The organism is Microcoleus sp. BROC3, from assembly GCF_036702515.1.
In the GTDB taxonomy this organism is placed as follows: Bacteria; Cyanobacteriota; Cyanobacteriia; order Cyanobacteriales; family Microcoleaceae; genus Microcoleus.
On the sequence record NZ_JAUBTQ010000023.1, the window covers coordinates 1 to 21,840 of the forward strand.

Annotated in this window: 18 protein-coding genes; 9 read left to right on the plus strand and 9 right to left on the minus strand. The window is 47.6% G+C overall.

The genetic code is table 11. The annotated features are described in order from the left end of the window. Nucleotides 1–450: 450 nt before the first annotated feature. The 3 genes from fabF to QUB30_RS16135 all read right to left on the minus strand — a co-directional run bounded on the left by fabF (nt 451) and on the right by QUB30_RS16135 (nt 4,059). Nucleotides 451–1,704 carry a beta-ketoacyl-ACP synthase II gene (gene fabF, locus QUB30_RS16125; protein ID WP_333334928.1) on the minus strand — a complete coding sequence of 418 codons (1,254 nt, stop codon included), beginning with the start codon at nt 1,702–1,704 and terminating at the stop codon, nt 451–453. 97 nt (nt 1,705–1,801) lie between these two features. Beyond that, nucleotides 1,802–2,056 carry an acyl carrier protein gene (acpP, locus tag QUB30_RS16130; protein ID WP_333334931.1) on the minus strand — a complete coding sequence of 85 codons (255 nt, stop codon included), beginning with the start codon at nt 2,054–2,056 and terminating at the stop codon, nt 1,802–1,804. Between the two features lie 1,439 nt (nt 2,057–3,495). Further along, nucleotides 3,496–4,059 (minus strand): hypothetical protein, encoded by a 564-nt coding sequence (locus tag QUB30_RS16135; RefSeq protein ID WP_333334933.1) that lies wholly within the window; start codon nt 4,057–4,059, stop codon nt 3,496–3,498. 566 nt (nt 4,060–4,625) lie between these two features. Between QUB30_RS16135 and QUB30_RS16140 the strand changes: the two genes are divergently transcribed. The 5 genes from QUB30_RS16140 (at nt 4,626) to glmS (ending at nt 10,758) form a co-directional block, all read left to right on the plus strand. Further along, nucleotides 4,626–4,808 carry a hypothetical protein gene (locus tag QUB30_RS16140; RefSeq protein WP_333334935.1) on the plus strand — a complete coding sequence of 61 codons (183 nt, stop codon included), beginning with the start codon at nt 4,626–4,628 and terminating at the stop codon, nt 4,806–4,808. Between the two features lie 168 nt (nt 4,809–4,976). Further along, nucleotides 4,977–5,882: a CoB--CoM heterodisulfide reductase iron-sulfur subunit B family protein gene (locus tag QUB30_RS16145; protein WP_333334938.1), complete on the plus strand. Its 906-nt coding sequence runs from the start codon at nt 4,977–4,979 to the stop codon at nt 5,880–5,882. 339 nt (nt 5,883–6,221) lie between these two features. Continuing rightward, nucleotides 6,222–7,433 carry a chloride channel protein gene (locus QUB30_RS16150; RefSeq protein ID WP_333334940.1) on the plus strand — a complete coding sequence of 404 codons (1,212 nt, stop codon included), beginning with the start codon at nt 6,222–6,224 and terminating at the stop codon, nt 7,431–7,433. A 997-nt stretch (nt 7,434–8,430) separates the two neighbouring features. Beyond that, complete coding sequence (gene psaC, locus QUB30_RS16155; protein ID WP_015175986.1) at nt 8,431–8,676, plus strand: photosystem I iron-sulfur center protein PsaC; 246 nt, start codon at nt 8,431–8,433, stop codon at nt 8,674–8,676. A 159-nt stretch (nt 8,677–8,835) separates the two neighbouring features. Next, a complete protein-coding gene (gene glmS, locus QUB30_RS16160) occupies nt 8,836–10,758 on the plus strand; it encodes a glutamine--fructose-6-phosphate transaminase (isomerizing) (protein WP_333334943.1) in 1,923 nt (640 codons plus the stop codon). A gap of 118 nt (nt 10,759–10,876) precedes the next feature. Here glmS and QUB30_RS16165 read toward each other — a convergent pair whose 3' ends face one another. Continuing rightward, nucleotides 10,877–12,355: an O-antigen ligase family protein gene (locus tag QUB30_RS16165; protein ID WP_333334945.1), complete on the minus strand. Its 1,479-nt coding sequence runs from the start codon at nt 12,353–12,355 to the stop codon at nt 10,877–10,879. Nucleotides 12,356–12,398: 43 nt separating this feature from the next. Continuing rightward, a complete protein-coding gene (locus tag QUB30_RS16170; protein ID WP_333311067.1) occupies nt 12,399–13,244 on the minus strand; it encodes a YaaW family protein in 846 nt (281 codons plus the stop codon). A 476-nt stretch (nt 13,245–13,720) separates the two neighbouring features. Here QUB30_RS16170 and QUB30_RS16175 point away from each other — a divergent pair, with 476 nt between their 5' ends. The 3 genes from QUB30_RS16175 to QUB30_RS16185 all read left to right on the plus strand — a co-directional run bounded on the left by QUB30_RS16175 (nt 13,721) and on the right by QUB30_RS16185 (nt 16,281). Continuing rightward, nucleotides 13,721–14,473, plus strand: coding sequence for a class I SAM-dependent methyltransferase (locus tag QUB30_RS16175; protein WP_333334948.1), 753 nt, complete (start codon nt 13,721–13,723; stop codon nt 14,471–14,473). Between the two features lie 64 nt (nt 14,474–14,537). Continuing rightward, the gene (locus QUB30_RS16180; RefSeq protein ID WP_333334951.1) at nt 14,538–15,605 is read left to right on the plus strand and encodes an FAD-dependent oxidoreductase; all 1,068 of its coding nucleotides are present in this window, start codon (nt 14,538–14,540) and stop codon (nt 15,603–15,605) included. 196 nt (nt 15,606–15,801) lie between these two features. After that, a complete protein-coding gene (locus QUB30_RS16185; RefSeq protein WP_333334953.1) occupies nt 15,802–16,281 on the plus strand; it encodes a GNAT family N-acetyltransferase in 480 nt (159 codons plus the stop codon). A 24-nt stretch (nt 16,282–16,305) separates the two neighbouring features. Here QUB30_RS16185 and QUB30_RS16190 read toward each other — a convergent pair whose 3' ends face one another. Together QUB30_RS16190 and QUB30_RS16195 are read right to left on the minus strand one after the other, a co-directional pair. Continuing rightward, a complete protein-coding gene (locus QUB30_RS16190; RefSeq protein WP_333335164.1) occupies nt 16,306–17,172 on the minus strand; it encodes a Uma2 family endonuclease in 867 nt (288 codons plus the stop codon). Nucleotides 17,173–17,332: 160 nt separating this feature from the next. Next, nucleotides 17,333–18,268, minus strand: coding sequence for a polysaccharide deacetylase family protein (locus QUB30_RS16195; protein ID WP_333334956.1), 936 nt, complete (start codon nt 18,266–18,268; stop codon nt 17,333–17,335). Between the two features lie 370 nt (nt 18,269–18,638). Between QUB30_RS16195 and QUB30_RS16200 the strand changes: the two genes are divergently transcribed. Then, nucleotides 18,639–18,776, plus strand: a complete 138-nt coding sequence (locus QUB30_RS16200) for a hypothetical protein (RefSeq protein ID WP_333334959.1) — start codon at nt 18,639–18,641, stop codon at nt 18,774–18,776. Here the strand turns inward: QUB30_RS16200 and QUB30_RS16205 are convergent. Both QUB30_RS16205 and QUB30_RS16210 read right to left on the minus strand, forming a co-directional pair. Beyond that, on the minus strand, nt 18,766–20,376 hold the full coding sequence (locus QUB30_RS16205; protein ID WP_333335167.1) for a bifunctional pantoate--beta-alanine ligase/(d)CMP kinase: 1,611 nt from the start codon (nt 20,374–20,376) through the stop codon (nt 18,766–18,768). The genes QUB30_RS16200 and QUB30_RS16205 overlap by 11 nt on opposite strands. A 197-nt stretch (nt 20,377–20,573) precedes the next feature. Continuing rightward, the gene (locus tag QUB30_RS16210; RefSeq protein WP_333334962.1) at nt 20,574–21,650 is read right to left on the minus strand and encodes a septal ring lytic transglycosylase RlpA family protein; all 1,077 of its coding nucleotides are present in this window, start codon (nt 21,648–21,650) and stop codon (nt 20,574–20,576) included. Nucleotides 21,651–21,840 lie beyond the last annotated feature (190 nt).

A 21,840-nucleotide genomic window follows, 5' to 3' on the forward strand; every position in this document is an offset into this window, starting at 1 on the left:
TCCTTCTATCAACGGCTAAGTTTTAGCTTTTGATTGACAAACAGCGCTCCTAGTAATAGGGGCGCTTTTTGTTTGGGCGAAAAGATTGTTCTGGGCTTGTTTCTGTTAACAAACTAAGTGATATCAAGTCGGCTTGAGTCGTTGTTATTCAGAGTCCTGAAGGAAATGAAGAATCTCGCCCTATCGGCAACACGCTTACTTCGTTGTGCTTGACTCATGACAAGTAAGCGTTTTGAGTCAAGCGCTCACCTGGACATGATATGAGCCACGGCTAATCAAAAAACAGAACACCAAAAGATTCGCAGCAATTTAACTGCTGCGGGGATCTAACGCGCGATCGCATTTTAGGTTGAGTTAAATTGATTTAGTTAATAGCCGATCGCCAAATCTAAAATTAAAGGGTGAAAAATTAATTTTTCACCCTTTAACTCTCAACTTTCGGATTACCCGTTACCGAACAAACTTCTTGAATGCCAGCGTCACGTTGTGGCCGCCAAACCCAAAAGAATTCGACAGCGCCACATCAACTTTTAAATCGCGACTTGTATGAGGAACATAGTCCAAATCGCACTCAGGATCGGGATTTTCCAGATTAATTGTCGGCGGGATTTTGTCATTGGCGATCGACATGACCGCCGCCACCGCTTCAATTCCCCCAGAACCGCCCAAAAGATGACCCGTCATTGACTTGGTAGAACTAATTGCTACTTTGTAAGCGTGATCTCCCAAAACCTTCTTAATCGCCTTCGTTTCCGTAGAATCGTTGGGAAGCGTGCTCGTGCCGTGAGCGTTGATATAGCTCACCATATCCGGCGTCAAACCCCCATCCTTGAGCGCTAAAGCCATCGCCCGCGACGCACCGTCCCCCCCCGGTACCGGAGAAGTCATGTGATACGCATCGCAGGTTAAACCGTAGCCGACGATTTCTGCGTAAATCTTCGCGCCGCGCGCCAGAGCGTGTTCCATTTCTTCTAAAATCAGAATGCCAGCACCTTCGCCGACGACAAAACCATCACGATCGCGATCGAACGGACGGCAAGCATGAGTCGGGTCATCATTGCGAGTCGAAAGCGCCCTGGCCGCAGCAAAACCCGCCACGCACAAAGGTGTCACCGCAGCTTCGGTACCGCCGCAAATCATCGCTTGCGCGTAACCCCCCTGAACTAAGCGAAACGCATCGCCCACCGCATTTGACCCGGCAGCGCAGGCAGTCACCGTGCAAGAGTTTGGCCCCTTAGCGCCCGTTTGAATTGCCGTCAGGCCCGCGGCCATATTTGCAATCATCATGGGAATCATAAACGGGCTGCACCGATCGGGGCCGCGAGTCAGATAGATCTCTTGCTGATCTTCCAAAACCTTTAAGCCACCAATGCCAGTGCCAAGAATGACACCCACCTGTTCTGCGTTCAGGTCATTAATCTCCAACTTCGCATCAGCAAGAGCCTGTTTGCTCGCTGACACTCCAAACTGAGCAAAGCGATCCATCCGCTTTGCTTCCTTGCGCTCTAAATAGTCGTGTGGGTCGTAACCCTTCACCTCTCCGGCAAAGCGGCTGTCGTGCCGCGACGGGTCGAATAAGGTGATCGGGCCTATACCATTCTTCCCGGCAAGCAACCCGTCCCAATACTCGGACAAGGTATTGCCGATCGGTGTAATCGCGCCGAGACCCGTGATAACAACGCGCTTACGCTCTAAATTTGTCATGATTTCAGTTTCAAAAAATTAAACACCCAGAACGCAGAACAAAAGAGGAGTTTCCAGTTTTCTAACTTCTCTCCTCTTAGGGGAAAAGACAGGTATTTTATGCTTTTGGAGCTGCAAGTTCCTTGTTTATGTAATCTACACAAGCTTGAACCGTAGTAATTCCTTCGGCTGCTTCGTCGGGAATTTCAATATCAAACTCTTCTTCCAAGGCCATTACCAGCTCTACTGTATCTAAGGAATCTGCTCCTAAATCGTTAGCAAAGTTGGCTTCGGGCTTGACTTCGCTCAGCTCGACTTCCAGTTGCTCTTTCACAATTTTCTGGACTCTAGTAAAAATGTCGTCTTGGCTCATAACATCGTGTCCTCATTGGTTGCTGCGTATCTAATCTTATCCGAAAGGGGGATCTTCAGGAAAAAGGGTTGCCACTTTTCTAACTGACCCTCTGTGTAGGCAATGAGGCCGTGGGCCATTGGTGTTAAATTAAAGACTGTTGTGGGGCGGCGATCGCTATTTGAATAGTCCTGGATGCCTAAACTCTATCTGGCGGTGCACACCGTACCTTACCGCTACGAATAGTGTTGCAAAGCAATTTTTGCGTCCCGGACTGATTGAATGACTACCTGCAACAGATCGTGCCCTAGTGACTGCTTGTCCCCTAGAAATTCTCAACAGCAACGCCCAAACCCATTCGATCCGTCTTGCTTTCCTACTTGCGATCGCGCTGAGATCGGCTTAACGGACTCAATGGAAGTATCGCATCGGTATAACGATGGAGTTAAGCGGCGCACCGTCAGGCGTGTCCGCTTGAACGGCTTGTTATGTGCTTCTTTAGAATTCGTTTTCTCAATCTCTAGCTGCCGTCTTGATTGCGAGCGCCGATGGCGTTCGGCAGCCGACTATCGCGGGGGCGTGGCGGATTAGTTCGTCGTTCTCAAGGGTCGCGACCATAGAAGAGGGGAAAGTCCAGGCGGCGCGTGATGTTGCTGGCGAAGATGGGACCCCATACATACCCGCTCCATACGGGTAGGCATTGACTCTGCCCTTTTTCCAGGTTGCTTCCGCGCACGACAGTCCACAGGGTGTTGCTCGCAAACACCCGCCTGCACGCCTCCACCTGGTTGGTCGTCGAGGTCGCCGACGCGAAGCAGCCGCGCGAGCCATCCGACAGCCTTCACGACCGACTTGAACGTCCGCCAGTACAGGTCTTTGCCGTCCCGGGTAATGTGCCAGCCGCAGGAGAATATGAGGCGCGCCGCCGGGCGTGCGTGGTCGAGGACAGCCTGCGCCGTTGCCGACAAACACCAACCACCTCTTAGCCCCTATCCAGCGCCTGCTGCACCATGTACTGCCCGAGTTTCCCGGAGGCGCCTAGGATAAAAACCTTCTTCATATTCCTTCCCTATTCGCAGTAACACATAAATGCTGAATTGAGCGGCAAACGAGCGCCTCGATCTCAACACCAAAATATCACTTTTTGTCAGATCCAATGATATGTTATACACCGATCGCTTCACAATTACTTATGTTTGGCGATCGCCAATAACTTCTCTGGACTCAACAACGGAGCCAACCATCTTTGCTTGCTTAATCTCGGCGGAAAAACCACAAATTTAACAAGCGCGATCTGTTCCGCCTAACGGTGTGCTTGAGGGGCTGTCAAAACCATTGCACCTACACCAGTGACTTTCGCCAGTCCGCTCCAAGCGAATTGTTAGACAGCTTAACATCAACTCAACTTACAAGATCGGAGATGGCACTTTGTCCATCAATTGTGGATGATTCCCCTCATTTCATGGATTTTCAGGAAGAAGCGCCTCCATATATGGGGCAATATAATTGCGACCTTTTTCGATATAGTACGTTGTAAACAGAGATTCAAACTCCTGTTTTACTAATTCAATTGCAGCATTCAAACGGGAGGGACCACATACTAAGAACAGAGCCGTGGAATAGGCATAGAATTCTTTATCTTTATCAGGAATATTTTTCTTGAATGCATCTTGGTAAAGCTTACGTGTCTCACCCATCAATTGTTGAATGGGTGGAGTAAAATGAATAGACTCTCCACTTGGGAGATCGATTTTTTTATCTTTCATAAATCCAATTACCTTGTCCATGCATTCACGGGTCTGTTCTACTGATAAGCATCCCTCATCTTTTCTTCTAAATCCCCATTGAATGCAACCATTTGTAACTTCTAGAGCTCGTATAATTGCTAGTTTATCAAGCTCTCTTGATTCGATTTCCTGCAATTCATGAAGATGATGCTCGATCTGTTTACTAAATCCGTGAAAATCAGTTTCAAAATACTCTTTGAGATCTTCGATCTGGGCTAACTGTTGCCAGTCGAACATTATTGAGTTTAACATTATTGAATTCCCTCCAAATCATTCATATTTAGGAAGTATCGGCCGGTAAGGACTACCTCAATCCGCTCACAATCGTCATTTTTATCCTAGCGATACTCAAGCGTTTTGAAATCTAGATCGTAGCTTGCCCGAGCATCAAAACTTCAAGAACGCCTTCTTAAAGTTTTGATTGAACTCCTCGGCAATACTTCTGTCATTTGGACCAGCAAAGTAGCAACTCCCATCAAGGTAGGGAGAACTGTAGGAGAAATCAGTGGGTTGAAACCCCTCCTCCAGTAACTTTTGCCCTTGCTCTTTTTGAGGAGCTTTGTAAATTGTGACGGTTTGGGGGAATTGTGGTTTGCCCGACTGCATAATTTGACATCTTGGCTGAGATGAAAAGCAGTATCCTAAACTACCGCTATGTCTGGAACCAGATGATTTTGCAACTACCGACAGCATTGAAGTACAGTCCAACCGATAACCCAGCAAGCTAACGGTTTTGTTCAGCCACCCTGGTTTATTGACTCTTGAATCATAACACTCTAATGGGTCGGCTGTAACGATGTGTTATGCTCGATCGCCTAACAATTACTTATGCTAGTGCGATCGCCCTTCGCCATTCCGAACTGACAAACTTAGTAACTCACTTTTGCTTACCCAGCAGTAATCGCAGATACATAACTTTGACGGTGCGATCGCTTCCAGTGTCTAGACGAACCATCAGCGATCCAATTTTTCCAAAAGCGCCTTAAGCAGATTAGCGCGATCGCCCCGCCACCAACCTGAAAACTGCGTCCTCATCGATAATAATTGTCTAAAACTAGGTAAGGATATGGAGAGGGTAAACGAAGCAGGAAGCATCCCAACTTGGCTCGCTCTCCTTTCTTGTCCCTTGCCTTGTCTCCCCAGCAGCAACAATTATGCCATCCCCAAATCTCAAATATGCTTATTTTCCCGGTTGCGTCGCCCAAGGGGCCGCCCGCGAACTTTACCTTTCTACTCAAGCACTGACTCAAGCCTTGGGCATCGAACTGGTGGAACTCAAAAAAGCTTCTTGCTGCGGTTCTGGCACTTTCAAGGAAGATTCGCAGTTGCTGGAAGATACCGTCAACGCCCGCAATATAGCTTTGGCTGAGGAACTGAATCTGCCTTTGCTGACGCATTGCAGCACTTGTCAAGGGGTAATCGGTCATGTGGACGATCGCCTCAAGGATTGCCAAAAAACCGATCCCAACTACATAGAAAAAGTCAACGGTTTACTCAAAAAACAAGGCTGTTCGCCTTATCAAGGCAGTACCGAGGTGAAACATCTGTTGTGGGCGATCGTTGCCGATTACGGGCTCGACGAGGTGCAGAAGCGAGTCACCCGCAAGCTTTCCGGTTTGAAGTGCGCCTCTTTTTACGGGTGTTACTTGCTGCGAGCTCAGGATAAGCTGCTTTACGATGACCCGCACCAACCCGAATCGATGGAAAATGTATTTCGGGCGATCGGGGCAACTCCGGTTTATTATCGAGGGCGGACGCAGTGCTGCGGCTGGCCGTTGGCGAGTTATGCCACTAACCAATCTTTTCAAATGGCAGGCAAACATATTCAAGATGCTCTTGACAATGGCGCTGATTGTATGGTAACGCCTTGTCCGCTTTGTCACTTGAATTTGGATTCGCGACAGCCGGAGGTGGAAAAAGTTATCGGGCGCAAATTGAGTTTGCCGGTGTTGCATTTTTCGCAATTGGTGGCTTTGGCTTTGGGTGTGGAGCCAAAAAAACTAGGGATCGATCGACATATTGTTTCAACTAAGCCCGTGTTAGAAAAATTAGGCTTTTAGTCGATCGATTTGCACCGCTTTGCAGCAATACTAATTATCAAAAAGTTTGCAACAGTTGGTAGAGGGGCTACTGCACCCAAATCCTTGCTACAAGCCAAAATATCACACAACAAATCCTTACAACTGTTGCACAACTTTGGGAAATTGGCATAAAGACTTGAGTTTTTTCTCAAATCAAATCCGGTTAGATCGGAATTATACAGAGCCCGCGAGCCGAAAGCTCGATCGGGCTCATACATTTTTGAGTGAATAGAAGATACAGACAAAAAAACAGTATACTATTATACAAAATAGTTTTTAAGACTTCCTAACTTCCTAGTTAGAGACAAGGAGTAAACAATGAAACGAAACCCAGTAAATCTCACACGTTCGGTATTCCTATGGGCAATGCTAGGAATCATTTGTGGTTTGTTTGGTGCAAGTTATTGGATATTTTTGTCTTACATAATGCTGGGATTTGAATATTTTAGTGGACTTTCTCTACTAATCATCATGCCCCTTGCGGGTTTGCTCATCGGTTTGCTCATTCATTGGCTGGGAAATCCTGGCGAAATAGGGTTGATTATTGACAATATTCATCTCAATGGTGGGCGATTACCAATGAAGGAGAATCCTTCGATGATTCTGTCGTCGCTAATCAGTATTGCAAGTGGAGGCAGTGCTGGTCCAGAAGCACCAATGGTGCAAGTAACAGGTTCAATTGGTACGTGGTTAGCCGATCGCTTTCAATTGAGCGGAGAGGCACTGCGAACTTTGAGTATTGCTGGCATGGCATCTGGTTTTACAGTTTTATTCGGTGCTCCTTTGGGCGGTACTTTTTTTGCTTTAGAAATCCTGCACCATCAGAATGTTGTGGAGTATTTTGAAGCAATATTGCCTGCGGTTGTGGCAAGTTGTGCAAGTTACACCATCTTTGTAGCAATTACCCAGCTAGGAATTGGTCCTACCTGGCATTTTCCTCAATACAATGTGGACAGCCTGTATGACTTTGCCGCAGCGATTGCTTATGGAATCGTAGGGGCAATTATGGGGTGGTTTTTTATCGCTGTATTTCGCAGTGTTGGTCGCTTGTTTGATTCAATACGCAGTCCAATCTATGTGCGAACTACTTTAGCTGGACTAGCACTTGGTGTTTTATCAGCTTTATTTCCGCTCACTCGTTTCTTTGGTGAACATCAAATTGAAAAAATAGTTGAGGGAAACTTTTCTTTGGGATTTGTCTTAACTTTAGTTATTGCTAAAGTGTTTGCCATTAGTACGACCGTAAATGGAGGCTGGCGGGGGGGAATTATCATCCCACTCTTTTTTATAGGAGCCTGTTTAGGAAAGGCAATTGCTATCATTAATCCCGCATCCAACGAGACTCTGGCAATGATTTGTGTAATGGCTGCTCTGAATTCAACAGTTACTCGAACTCCAATTAGTACAACTCTGCTACTCGCCAAATTGACAGGATTTAGCACTTTTACACCGATTCTCTTTGCTAGTCTCGTCGGTTTCTTCTTGGCTCCCCGATCTCCTTTCATTACCTCACAGCGTAAAATTGATTGACAAACGGCTAAGCTGTTCTGGATTTAAATTGTATGTCAAAAAACAATAAAACTCTTGTGGGGTGGGCGTCCCGCCCGCCGAGTACGTGCAATTTAAATGCGCGACAGCTTAGAAATCCTCTAATAGCTCCGTGTAGCCGTAAAAAATACGTGCAATTTGCGAGTGTCGAGTCTCAAGGCTTTTGCCATTACAAATGCACCAATGGCATGAAACAACATCTAGCCGTTGATAACAGTCAGCTTGCCGTTTTTTATCCATTGCACATTTTGCACCATTCTTAAGAACAGGCAAGATGCCTGTTCCACAACAAGTGCATTTTCTTGTGGGGTGGGCAGGAGAGCCCGCCCATAGAAGAGTTATTTATAATGGTGCAATATCTCAGATCCCTTGCACAAAAACCAGTGTGTTCGATGATTGTGGCTTGATTGAAATGTTGATTCACCACTGCGATTACTTTAACACTCGGGCTCGTCAATATCCCGAAGACGATCGTTCTGCAAGGGCAAGAGGTATCACCCGGCTCGGCTCATGCCAGAGAAAGTAAAAACTCTATCCCCAGATTATGACCCAGATCCGGTTTAAACTGGCACGGAAACTAACGAAAGCCGAAAAAATGGCGCTGGAGGGGAAAACTGGATTTGTCGTGGTGGCACTTCGCGCTCGTGATTGAACGGTCAAATCCTTGGATGTAAAGCTGTAAGAGTTTAGTCAAGAACTTTGAACAGACTCTCACCAATGCCAATGCAAAACTCAATTTGTATTTCATCAGGCTGATGCTCAAACGGTTGGCGAACGATTGAGATCCCAAATGGGTTCTATCAGAGTCCCAGCGTGAATAACTGTGAAGTTTTGTCGCTTTTTCGCGAAGTGCTTCCAAGCACTGCGGTAGACTAACCTTTAATTCTCTGTGCAGGCTATAGCGGTGGCACCTCACCGTCAAATCTGTTAATTCGCAGAGGCAGCAAATTTTTAGTGACTCGTTGGGAGCCTTTATTCAATGTCTCATTCAGTCAAAATTTACGATACTTGCATCGGCTGCACTCAATGCGTCCGCGCTTGTCCGACTGACGTTTTGGAGATGGTGCCCTGGGATGGCTGCAAAGCAGCTCAGATTGCCTCCTCTCCCCGCACCGAAGACTGTGTAGGCTGCAAGCGGTGCGAAACTGCTTGCCCTACCGATTTTCTGAGCATCCGGGTTTACCTGGGAGCAGAAACAACTCGCAGTATGGGTCTAGCCTACTAAATATCGATCGACACACCGATCGAATTACGGGCACAAGAGAGGGGGCAATTTAATCGCCCCCTCTTTTTTGTCGCGGAATCTGCATTCTGGGGCCGGAAGAAGGTAAAAATGATAAAACTTGAGTTTTATTGCGATCGCTAAGCAGGAGTAGTACGTTAAATGTGCGGAATCGTTGGCTATATCGGCACGCAAGCAGCAAGCGAGATTTTGCTAGCAGGATTGGAGAAACTAGAATACCGGGGCTATGATTCAGCGGGCCTCGCTACCATCTCCGAAGGAGAAATTACCTGCATCCGAGCAAAGGGCAAATTGCACAACCTCCGGGAAAAGCTAGCAGAGATAGACTCTCCGGCTCCCATCGGCATCGGACACACCCGCTGGGCCACTCACGGCAAGCCTGAAGAATATAACGCTCACCCTCACATGGATAATAGCGGGCGAATTGCGGTAGTTCAAAATGGTATTGTCGAAAATTATCGCGATTTGCGGAAAGAATTGAAAGCAAAGGGACATAAATTTGTCTCGGATACCGATACAGAAGTTATTCCTCATTTAATAGCTGAGTTATTTGCCGAAATTAAAAGGGATAAGGAAGAAGGAAAAGAAAAAAAAGCAGAAAAAATTGCTGATTTGTCGTTCTTGGAAGTCGTTGCCAAGGTGATAAATCGGTTAGAAGGAGCCTTTGCGATCGCCGTTATTTGCGCCGATTTTCCCGACGAAATAATTGTCGCCAGACAGCAAGCTCCTTTGGTGATTGGCTTTGGTGCCGGTGAATTTTTCTGCGCTTCCGACACGCCGGCCTTAGTATCTCACACCCGCACTGTTTTGTCGTTGGAAAATGGCGAATTGGCAAGGCTAACTCCGATGGGAGTAGAAGTTTACAGCTTTGCAGGAGAAAGGCTGAAAAAAAGCCCGCGCATCCTTGGTTGGAGTCCGGTTTTAGTCGAAAAACAAGGCTTCAAACACTTCATGCACAAGGAGATTTACGAACAGCCCGCCGTAGTCCGAGCTTGTTTGGAGGCTTATTTAGACAGCGAGTGGCAGCCGGGAAATCCCCGCTCTCCCATCAATCTCAACTTGCCCAAAGAACTTTGCGCGGATGTCGAACAAATTTCGATTCTCGCCTGCGGAACGAGCTGGCACGCCTCGCTAATTGGCAAATATTTGTTGGAACAATTAGCTAATATTCCGACTGCGGTGCAGTACGCTTCGGAGTACCGCTACGCACCGGCACCGCTAACAGCAAATACTTTAACTATTGGGGTAACTCAGTCGGGAGAAACGGCGGACACGCTGGCTGCTTTGGGGATGGAACAGCAGCGCCGCGCGGGTTTTACTGATAAATTCCGGGCGAGAATGTTAGGCATTACTAACAGAACCGAAAGTTCGATCGCCCACATGATGCCGCACGTGATCAACACCCACGCCGGTATAGAAATCGGCGTTGCAGCCACTAAAACTTTTGTCACTCAGTTGATGGCATTCTATTTCTTAGCTTTGGATTTGGCGCACCAGCGGCAAACAATCAGCACGGATAGATTAGCAGAAATTATTGCTGGTTTGCGCCAGTTGCCGGCCGAAATTGAGAAGTTTTTGGAGATTCAAGAACAGTATGTGGAGGAATTGTCCCACCAGTTTACAGACACCCAAGATTTTATCTTTTTGGGGCGGGGAATTAACTTTCCGATTGCTTTGGAAGGGGCGCTGAAACTGAAGGAAATTAGCTACATTCACGCCGAAGGATATCCGGCGGGAGAGATGAAACATGGCCCGATCGCCCTTTTGGATGCGAAAGTGCCTGTAGTGGCGATCGCCATGCCAGGAAGCGTCTACGAAAAAGTGCTTTCCAACGCTCAAGAAGCGAAGGCCCGCGACGCCCGTTTAATTGGTGTCACGCCGAAGCAAGGTATGGCGGAAGCCGATATTTTTGACCACATTTTGCCGGTGCCTTTGGTGGATGAATTATTGTCGCCGATTGTGACAGTGATTCCGCTGCAATTGTTGGCTTATCACATTGCGGCACGTCGGGGTTTGGATGTGGATCAGCCGCGCAATTTGGCGAAATCGGTGACGGTGGAATAAAGGAAGTCAGTTGGCAGTCAACAGTTAACTGTTGACTGTTGACTGTTAGTAGTTGTTATTGGTTATTGGTTATTTGTTATCAATAACTTTCTAGGTTCTGACTCCAATCCGCGATCGCCTATTTCCTCTGGCTGACTCCGCAAATTGCGGCTAACAGCAACCAGCTTGTAGTATTGAGGCGGAAATCAAACAGTGTCACGTCTACAGTGTTAAAAAGCGTACAGGCGGCGAAGGCTAATAAATAACTGAAAAAAATTAGGCTATCGGCCGCTATTACATTTTGACAATTCACCTGACTTGTGCTATTAATTATTGATTTTTGATTGATAGCTAAAGCATTTTTCGCTGTTTCCAGTGTTGCTATTTTTTCCTGTTTGATATCCGCAGGAAAAAGCGGCCAATTTGCCAGCAGCAAAACACCCCTAGCCAAAACCCAACCAACTAAACCAAACAACAAAAGCGTGGCGGGTATTCCCGTTTCCGCAGTCAACATCAGTATCAAACTGTGAGGATGACCGAGCCATTGTTGCATCTGAGCTTGATAGAGAGGCGTAAAATTTCGCAATCCCCAACCAGTCCAAGGACGCTGCTGAGTCATCGACCAAGCAAATTCCCACTGAGTTTTTCTCAAAGTAGCAGTTGGCCGATTTGGAAACATCTCGTCGGTGAGTCTAGCCCAAAAGAAAGCGGGGACAATTATTCGTAAATAGTGCCGTAAAGGTTCGGGGCCAAAAGCCGACAAAAAAACTGTGCTAGCCACACTAAAAACAGCAGCTAATAATTTTTTATAACCCACATAAAGTGCAAAAGCCAAAACTGCCAAAACTGCCAGTCCCCAAGCATTGCGAGAATTAGTATAAATCAAAGCAACAGCATTTCCGATTACTGCAAAACTTAAAAATAGGAATTGGGCATTGGGCATTGGGCATTGGGCATTGGGCATTGGTAATTGGTGACGACTGACAACTGCCAACTGACCACTGACTTCTTCCATCCACAGTCCCAGTGCTAAAATAAAAGCAATTGTCAGATAGCAAGCTAAAATATTAGCGTACATAAATACAGACGCCATGCGGCCGGGGGGATTGCCTTTGGGTTCGAGTACCCAGCCAAAAACAGGCTGCAATTGATCGATGCCACTCCAGCCTAAAAATTGCTGTCCCAGGCCTAAAATTATCACTGGAATTGAACTAATTACAATCATCCAAGACAATTGCCGCAATTGAGGCAGAGTTTTAATTAAACTGCTGAAAGTGGCAAACAATATAAAGAACGGCAAGAAATTGTACAACCCTATAAAAGCCTCAATGCGGTTGTGACCAAAAACGGCTGTGATGACTAGCAGCGCACTCAGAATTGCAAATCCTCGATTCAGCGGGCGGCGACTAATTTGACGGAACTTTTGCTTGCAAGTGCCAGCTAACCCCAGGAATAAACCTAAAGCTCCCAAAATCGGAATTAAGGGAAAAATCAGCATCCCCACTTGAGCGAAATTCCAAGGGATTTCCAGGCGGGGATCTGGATGTTTTTGGAGGCGAGACTTGAGATTTTCGGCTGTCTGTTTGGCAGCTAATTTCAACCGATTTTTGATATTCACCCACACTCCCAATCTCAAATCTACAATCTACAATCTACAATCGTTAAGCTAGTTCCCAAACGCATTCCGATCGCGTCAAGCGTATTTGAGCTAGGGCAAAAATGGTCGGGATAATGCGGCCGTAGTTCGTGGAAATCGATCGCCAACCCAAATCCGCTAAAAACCAAGTCCACATCACCGGGCCGACCAACGAAAATACGCTCCGCGTCGCACCGTAACGAGCCGCACTCACCGCCATACCGCGCCGCGCCGTCTGAATTGCGACATAATTTTGAAACTGGGTTGCTGCAGTTGCAGTGCCTGCAAGCACTCCTTGTTTTGCCATTTGATAGGTGGCAAAATGCAGCGCAAATTGATTTGCCATTAGTTTGAGCAGCATTGGTTTTAAGATGGAACTAACAGCTAAAGCGCTGCCGCCTTTGAACAGTAAACCCAGCGGGTCTTTTTCAGCAGAAATTGGCAAGGGTTCTGAGAGTTTAGAATCAACGATCGCTCGCTGTACGCGCAGTGTCAGCGCTTGCTGTTCGTCTGCAGGCAAACGCTTCCACGCGCGGCCCATTAAATGCAGAAATACTTCTGCCTCTAAGTCAGTCGTTGACAACTGTCTGGGGTAAGGGATTTTGAGATAGCGACAAACTTGAATTAGTGCTTGTCTGTAAGTTACTTGTTGGGTTCGCCCTCGGAGTACCGTCAACCCGTCGGCTGCAAGATAGCGAAACCGCTGTTCTACGGCGTCGAGCCATGCTTCGCGATCGCGACTTTGTACGTCTATGGGTGCGGGGGTTTGCACGTAATCTAAAGGGTTAAACTTGCGGCTGAACAGAAGTTCTGTTAGTTGCTGCAATTCTTCTTCTGTTGTCAATTCGAGTGCTGCTCTGAGTTCGTCCAAAATTTTGCCCTCCCCTATTCGATTTTAGATTTTAGATTTTAGATTTTAGATTGCTGCTTAGTAACGATCGCCTGTGGAACTTACCGAGCGCTACATTTTTTTAAACTGGTCTTACCTGTCGATTCGTGCCAGCCCTTATTCTACTACCTGGCGCAGGACGATCGACAGGCTTTGCACAGAATATCCGACTGCTAGAAGCCATAACCTCAGCAGCTACGTTGATAAGCGGACGCGCCTCTAAATTTTAGAGTCAAGTTTGGGGTATCCCGCCCTCCCTAAAAATACAATTTAGATGCCCGACAGCCAACCCGGAACCCCTAGGTACGTCTGCAACCCCGCAGCTTGAAGAGTCAAACCTTCGCCCTGAACCCCCACTATTTTATTGACTATAAACAAAGGAAAAATAATTTAGTGTACTTCTGTTCAAAAAGGTCAGTTAATCCTATAATGAGTTGAGGTTTTTTAGAATAAGGTAAATGATGTCTTCTTCTGTCGCACCGTCTTTTTTGCAGGCATATTGGCAAGATACTTTCAATCTCAAGCAGCATCTACAGGATTTTTTAAACTTAGATTTAGAAACAATTGAACAAGAGCTAGCCGTCGGTCAACAATCACTAAAAGAAATAGGTCATCGGGATTTTGATTGGGAAAAAGCTAGCGAGTTTTATCGCGATAGAGTCGGACAAGCTTACCTATTTGAGCTGGGAGCTTGGCATATGTCCAATCAGGATTACATAGGAGGCACTTTAACATTAATATCAGATATGGCTGCCGGTCGAGTTTTAGATTTTGGCGGCGGTATTGGCACTCATGCTATTGCAGCAGCTCTTTGTCCTCAAGTAGAACAAGTAGTCTATTGCGATATTAACCCCATAAATTGCAATTTTGTTCAAAGCCGAGCTGCTAAGTTAGGATTGAGTGACAAAATTTCCTGTTGTCTGGAAGTATCCCCGACGGAAGTTTTCGATGCGATTATTTGTTTGGATGTGGTGGAACATTTACTAAATCCAAGTCAGCAATTGATGAATTTTTACCAAATGCTGGCTCCGTCAGGGAAGATTATCCTTAACTGGTATTTCTTTAAAGGTTTTAATCAAGAATTTCCTTTTCACCTAGAAGACGAGGAAGAAATAAACAAATTTTTTACTCAACTTCAGTCGAATTTTATAGAGGTTTTTCATCCTTATTTAATCACGACTCGTTGCTATCGCAAACTAACTGCAAGTTAAGAAATCAGCTCCCGGCTTATTTCCTAGAAAAAGTCCGGTAAGTAATGTATCTGAAAGTTCAATTATGTTCGATGTTGCGGTGATTGGTGCGGGTATGGCGGGGCTGAGTTGCGCTCAACGGTTGCGTCAAGCTGGTTATTCTGTGGCTGTTGTTGAGAAATCTCGCGGCGCGGGGGGACGTGTTGCTACCCGCCGCGTACAGGGTACTAGGGCAGATCACGGGGCGCGGTATCTGGAACCGCAGGGGGATGCGGTGCAGGGGTTAATTGAGGTTTTGGTCGATCGGGATATCCTCAAACTCTGGACTGATAGTGTCTGGGAATTCAGACAGGGAAAACTTTCTGCTATTCCTAGTTCTTGTTATGTCGCACCTGCTGGAATGAATGCTGTGGGTAAGTATCTGGCCCAGGGTGTAGAAATTTGGTTTGGTCGCCGCGTACAAGCTATTTCTACTACAGATAACCAAATGTGGCATCTTTCCCTAGAAGTTACGGATGACAATTTACAGACGCCTCAAGAATTGATTGCTAAGGCCGTTGTAGTAGCAATTCCGGCTCCTCAAGCTTTAATATTTTTGAATTCGGAAATGGGTTTTAAACCTGATTTTCTTGACAAATTGCGTTCTGTGGAGTACGAGCCTTGCATTACGGTTATGGGTGGCTATCCTGCGGCAAAACAGCAAGATTTAAGTAATCTAAATCCGCAGTGGAAATCTGTTTCTTTTCCCGATAATTCTGATTTAGCTTGGGTTGGTTTGGACAGCAGCAAGCGGCTCGCTCAGCAGCAGCCGGTGTTTGTGGTTCACAGCAGCGCAAATTTTGCAGAACGCTATTTAGAAGCTGCTGATTTGGAAACTGTCGGTCAGGAACTGCTCGATCGCACTTCTGAATATTTAATCCCTTGGCTGAAGCAGCCGGAATGGTTGCAGGTTCACCGCTGGCGCTATGCTTTTTGTCGAAATCCTTTGCCTGTTTCTTGTTTGGCGGCGGAGGGGACTTTGCCGCTGGTTTGTGCGGGGGATTTGTGCGGGGAAGGTCAAATAGAAGCTGCTTTGCGATCGGGTTTGGCGGCGGCTAATTGGGTGAATTCTCAGTTGCAAAATTTGCCCTTAAATTCAAGCCTAAATTGGTAATATGGCTAAAATTAAGGTGCGGTTGGTAGGAAAATCACAGTTAAGCTGATAAGGACTTACCCAGAAACCAGGTTTTTTACGGAAATACTAGATTTGAGATTTTAACACTCGTGAAAAACCTGGTTGCTTTGATATTTATGCGTAAGTCCTACTAATGTTAGGTTGGGTTATGTAGTGACAATTTAAAGCAAAGCAAGTGGTTGAGATTAAACCAATCCAGCAACATCAAATTGAACAAGCCAAGCAAGTAGTCATTGCGGTATGTCTAGAAATTTGGGATGGCGTACTAACCGAGGATGAGTTGAGGGGCTATGATTCGATGTCTGATATTGACAATGTACGATCGCACTATTTCGACAATAACGGCACGTTCTTGGTATTGGTTGAGGGTGAGCAGCTTGTAGGCACAGGAGCAATCCGAAAACTCGATGATGAAATCTGCGAACTTAAGCGGATGTGGTTTCTCAAAGAGTATCGAGGACAGGGGTTAGGCTGGAAAATGGCTCAAATACTCTTTGATTTCGCACTCGCTGCAGGTTATCGGAAGATTAGGCTTGACTTAGCAAACGAAGAGCGACAACCAGACGCACTCAAACTTTATAGGAAGCTTGGCTTTTATCCAATTGAGAGATACAACGATAGTCCATGTCGTGTATTTATGGAGAAGTTGTTGTAATAGCAAGGACAAAGAAGCAGAGCTTTATCCCAATCGCTGCACCTCTTCCACCGACAGAGAAAGCGCCTGGGCAAATTGTTCGACGGTTAAACCCATTGCCAGTAGTTGGGGGATGGCATCTCGTTGTGTTTGCTCTCGTTGACGATCGGCTCGTTGACGATCGGCTTGAGCCCGCTGGCGTTCCTGTTCGGTGTGGAGGCGTTCGAGTCGAGCTTGCTCGCTCCCCGTCAGCAACAAATTCCCCTGGTTATCCCACCACCGCAACCACCGCTGTGTCTGATTTTGATAGCTGCCTTCCCATACGCCTAACTCTACTCCCATGCGGTCGATCGGGTAATGTCCGCGATCGTTCGGTTCTAACAGGCGATAGCGGGCGTTCACCCAGTTGTAGACTTCCAGTTGGCTGGTTTTAATTGTATAGATGGCGTAGTAGGGGATGCGGATAATCTGTTCGTATACCCAAAACTTCCCTGGCTTCTGAGCAATACCTTCTGGCGATCGAGATAAGGGGGTGTTGTCGCGTTCTTCGGAACCATCCCCACTGGCTAATTCGAACGCAATTATGGGCACCATATACTCGCGCCACAGCACGTAAGAGCGGCGAATTTCTCCGTCTAACAAAGGCGGAACGTTGGGCACGTAGAACCAGTCAGGGGCTTCGGCTCCGCGTTCGGGTGGGTCGGTTTCGCGCCAGTATATCCCGCCCGATTGCCCGATCGCATATTGTCCGTCGGGGTGAAGTGTTTGCAGTGTGCTTTCTAGGGAGTCGGTGAGCAGGATACTCTGGGGATGTGCTTGGAAGTTCTTCACAAACGTGCCGTCGGATTCGGGGAGCTGGGTGTGATCCGGGAAGGCGGGGGGCAACCCTGTCGCACTGAGACTTTGGGTCATGGCTGGTACGCGATCGACTGGCGATCGAACTGATGCTCTGTTATAGCCTAGCGATTGTCGATCGATTTGTGTGGTTGAAGATAGCCCTCGTTCTGAAAAATAGAGCCATCTCCATACAAAAAAATGGAAAAATGGTGGAAATTCCCACTTTGACAAATTTTTATTTTTGTGCGGTTTCTTGGTGTTTTAACTCTTGTTCTTGCATCTGCAATAACTCGGGAACTGTTACAAAAATGTAGCCTTCCTTTCTCAATCGAGCAATAATATCAGGCAAAGCTTTTACAGTTCTAGATCGATTGCCGCCGCCGTCGTGCATCAACACAATGCCGCCGGAATTTGCCTGCCTCATCACGTTGTCCATCAAAGATTCCGTAAGAGTGCGCCAATCAAAAGAATCAGCAGACCACATCACAACTGCATAGTTTCTCTTTTGAGCGTAAGCTACCAATCCATTGTTTAAAATGCCTCCAGGCGGGCGAAAAATCGATGTTTGGACGCCGGTCAACTCCTCTATTAAGGATGAAGTTCGATCGATCTCGCGAGCGGCACCGTATTCGTTATACTTAAGGTATTCGTGGTTCCAAGTGTGGTTGCCGATCGCGTGACCTGCTGCTGCGACCTGTTTCCCAATTTCGGGATAAGATTGCAGGTATCTTCCTACCCAGAAGAATGTAGCCTTAATATTGTTTTCCTTGAGAATATCTAGGATTTGTGTAGTTGTTTTCGGCCAGGGGCCGTCGTCAAATGTCAGCGCGATCGCCTTGTGCTGGGAGTCGAGTTTGGCCTCACGAATGGTTGTACCTTTAAACTGCGACGGTACGGCTGATTGAAAGCGGATTGCCTGCACTTGGGCTAGAGCTTGTTGGGAAAATTCTACTCGATTGGCGATCGCCTCGGAAAACTGATTAATATTGGAGGTCGGCTGTTGTTCTTGCGACTGGGATACGGCCAAGACTTGCGCCTGAATCGGTTCCAATGGCTGATTTGCCCGCAAGTTAATCGGCAGCGTCACACCCAGCAAAAAACTTCCTGTGGCGGCCATAAAAGCAACGATTAAAGTTTTTCGCCGCCTCCACAGCAGTTTCAATTTTGTCACGTCATTCTCTCCTTCACACCTTGCACAGTTAATTTGAGATTTTATGTTGATATCAAGTTAATCCACTTAAGAGGATAATCTTAAATTGGACAGTCCGTAAAAATGCTACTGGAAATAACCGATCGCGGGGAAGTCCGTCCGGATAAAAAAATTTAAGATTTGTGCGGCAGACATCCCCTAACCCATGCAGACGGGGGGTGGTTGAACTTTTTGCCTCGCCAGGGGGACGGCGCTCAAATCGGATTCATGGCACGATATTGTGAGTGTGAGGGACTCAGCTCGCATCGGCCCGCGTCCCTACCTGACACTGCAAGTTGGTTTAACCTGAGATCTTGCACCATGGTCAATAAGCTTTTTAGGAACAGGCAAGATGCCTGTTCCACAAGAAAATCTAGTCTTTGTGGAACAGGCATCTTGCCTGTTCTTGAGAATAGTGCAAGATGTGAGTTTAACCGGATTTGATATGAGGGCGATCGCCCGCCCTCACCGTCGTAAAATTAACTTTTAGGGCCGATTCTCTCCTTGTACAAGCCGACAATCCGATCGATAACTTCAGCAACAGTCAGATTGTCTGTTTGAATTTCCACAGCATCGGCCGCTTTGCGCAAAGGTGCAACCTCGCGGGTGCTGTCCTTTTCGTCCCGCAGGGCGATGTCTTGCTCCAATTGGGCCAAGCTAATATTAGCCCGATCGGTGTCTTTAAGTTGTAACAGCCGCCTGCGCGATCGCTCTTGTACCGAAGCAGTCAAAAAAATCTTTAGTTCCGCATCGGGAAACACGTTAGTGCCGATATCGCGGCCTTCTGCCACAATTCCGCCTTTTGTGCCGCAGCGCCGCTGTTCCTCCACCAGGAACTGCCGCACGGCGGGAATTGCCGCCATTTCCGAGACGCGGGATGTCACTTCCAAACTGCGAATTGCCTCGGTTACGTCTTCGCCATTAATCTTCAGCATCAAAGATGCCGGATCGAGGTTGTATTCCAAATAGCTAGAGCTGACTAATTCGGCAATCGCGCATTCGTCGGAAATCGGCGTGCCTGTTTTCAATGCCAGCCAAGTCAGCGCCCGATACATCGCGCCGGTATCCAGATAAAACAGACCCAAAGCTGTTGCTGCTTGGCGAGTGACGGTAGATTTGCCAGCTCCCGCCGGGCCGTCGATCGCCACAATTGGTCGGCGATTCCTGAGAATTATATTGTCAATCAAGCGAGTAGAGCCGACTCTGGCTGCCACGGCTAAAAGTCCCGCAGTTTCAACAACCTGCAACGGCGTTAGAGTGTCGGGATGGACGAGTTCGGCGTATTCGATCTTTACTGCGGGTTCTCCTGCCACTTCTGCGCGCACCGCAGCGAGTGCGGCTGCGGCGCTGCGGTCGGGTGAAGCAAAAGTTTCCGACGCTTGTTGCAGCGCGCGGTAGAGTACGGAGGCTTGCTGTTTTTGCTCTGCTGTTAAATACTGATTGCGAGAACTCATTGCCAGTCCCGACTCTTCGCGGACGATCGGACAAGCGACAATCTCTACAGGCCAGTTAAAATCAACAGCCAGCTTCCTGATAATTGCTAGCTGCTGGGCATCTTTCTGCCCGAAATAAGCTTTTGTTGGCTGCACCAAACTCAAAAGTTTAGTAACAATTGCCGCGACGCCCTGAAAATGACCGGGCCTTGCCTTGCCGCACAAAACCGATGTCATCGCCGGTGGCGGGACTACTTGAGTTAAGGATGAAAGGTGAATCTGTTTTTGGGCGGTTTTCTCTGTTTCTGTACGCGCGGCGAAGCTATCCCGTAGGGAATCGATCGCTTGGTTGCCAAACATTTCGGTTGCTGAGGGAGCAAATATGGCGTCAACCCCAGCTTGTTCGCACAGCCACCGGTCTTGCTCGAAATTCCGAGGATAATCTTGAAAATCTTCTGTTGGCCCAAATTGCAGCGGGTTGACAAAAATACTGACCAGGACGATCGCATTTTCTTGCCTTGCCCGCTGGATCAAGCTTAGATGTCCTGCGTGCAAAGCTCCCATCGTCGGCACCAAACCGACTGTCAAATGAGGTGCAGCAGACTTTTGTGAATTTAAGTAGCAGCGAAGTGCTGCAATGGTAGTAAACAGGCGCACCGGTAGAATCTCCTGAAGGCATTCGGCAGAAGGCAGAATTTGTTTGTCATAATTTTTTCGGCTTGACATCTCGCACCATTCTCGCTTAACAGGCTTTCGGGCCTCTTCCACAAAGTAATGATGCAAGATGTGAGTTTTATTCTACTTTCTGCCTTCTACAGTTCGGATAACTTTTGTATTCTGCCTTAGAGTACCGTTCAGCGTTCAACTTTTGTTTGTTGCTGCGGTTCGATCACTTCGATTTCCACTCTCGCAACGCCACTGCTCATCATTCCCAGTACGCTGGCGGCACCGGCGGACAAGTCAATGAGCCGATCGCCCACATAGGGGCCGCGGTCGTTAATGCGGACGACCACAGTGCGGCCGTTGTCGAGATTTCTCACCATGACTCTAGTTCCGAAGGGCAAATGGCGGTGGGCTGCGGTCAAATCATTTTGGTTGAAACGCTCGCCGCTGGCGCTGAGGTTGCCGTCAAATCCCGGGCCGTACCAGGAAGCCCAGCCGCTGAGGCGCACTTGAACTGGGCCCATAGACAGCACGGGGGGTTCTGGTTGGGGTTGGCCTGCGACTTCTTCCAGGGGTGGGGCGTTGCCCAGAAGCCGGCGGAGGCGATTGGTTGCTTGCAGGGCGTCTCGGCTAAAGTCGCTGGTGGTGTCGGGGAGGATTGTTTCGGCGTTGATGTTTACCAAGTCCTCGCCGTTTGCCTGAATAATGTAGCGATCGCCTGTTTCCCACTTAACGGTAATGCTGTTGGGATCGATGTTGTTGCGGGCTAGCTGGTTGAGTCTTGCTGCTAAGCTTGATGCCCGCCACACTGGATCGGGTTCTTGGTTGTTGGAGTTGCTGGCAATATTTCCGACTTTTGGATTTTCTCTCGCGCCCGCTACTTTCGACGGACTGGTAGCATCGGCCTGGCTGTCGCCCGTTTCTTCCAAAGGCCTGTTTGTTTCCGGATTCGCGTTCAGAAAGGTGATGACTGGAATGTTTCGCACGTAGACTGTCGCTGCTTGTCGCCCGCCTAAGTCGTGGGGCTGAATTTTGGCGATCGAGTCTCGGGCAATTTCAGCTCTTGCTTGATACTGATACTGTCCGACTTTTTGTGCTTCGACCCGAGTAGCGTTTAACTGCGGGGACGATTGGGTGGCAATTACTTGCTTGGAAACCTGAGAGTTTTGATTGACGACATCTGTTGCTTGTGCGTGACAAGAGGATGCCGTTCCTACTACAGGAACTAACAGGACAGCGAGTAGACCACCAACAAATTTTTCCTTCATACGTCCATTTTTGTGAATAGCCATTGCCAACCGAGATTGGAGGATTGGCCGTTTGGCGGCGGGCGTCAAGGATTTCTCTGTTGCCCTTCGCCATTCCCCCGTGAGTCAAAGCAAAGTATCGGGGTGCGTTTTTGCTTTAATGCTTCAGCCGCAAAAAAAATGGGCGGAAACTTCCCTAACACTTGACAAC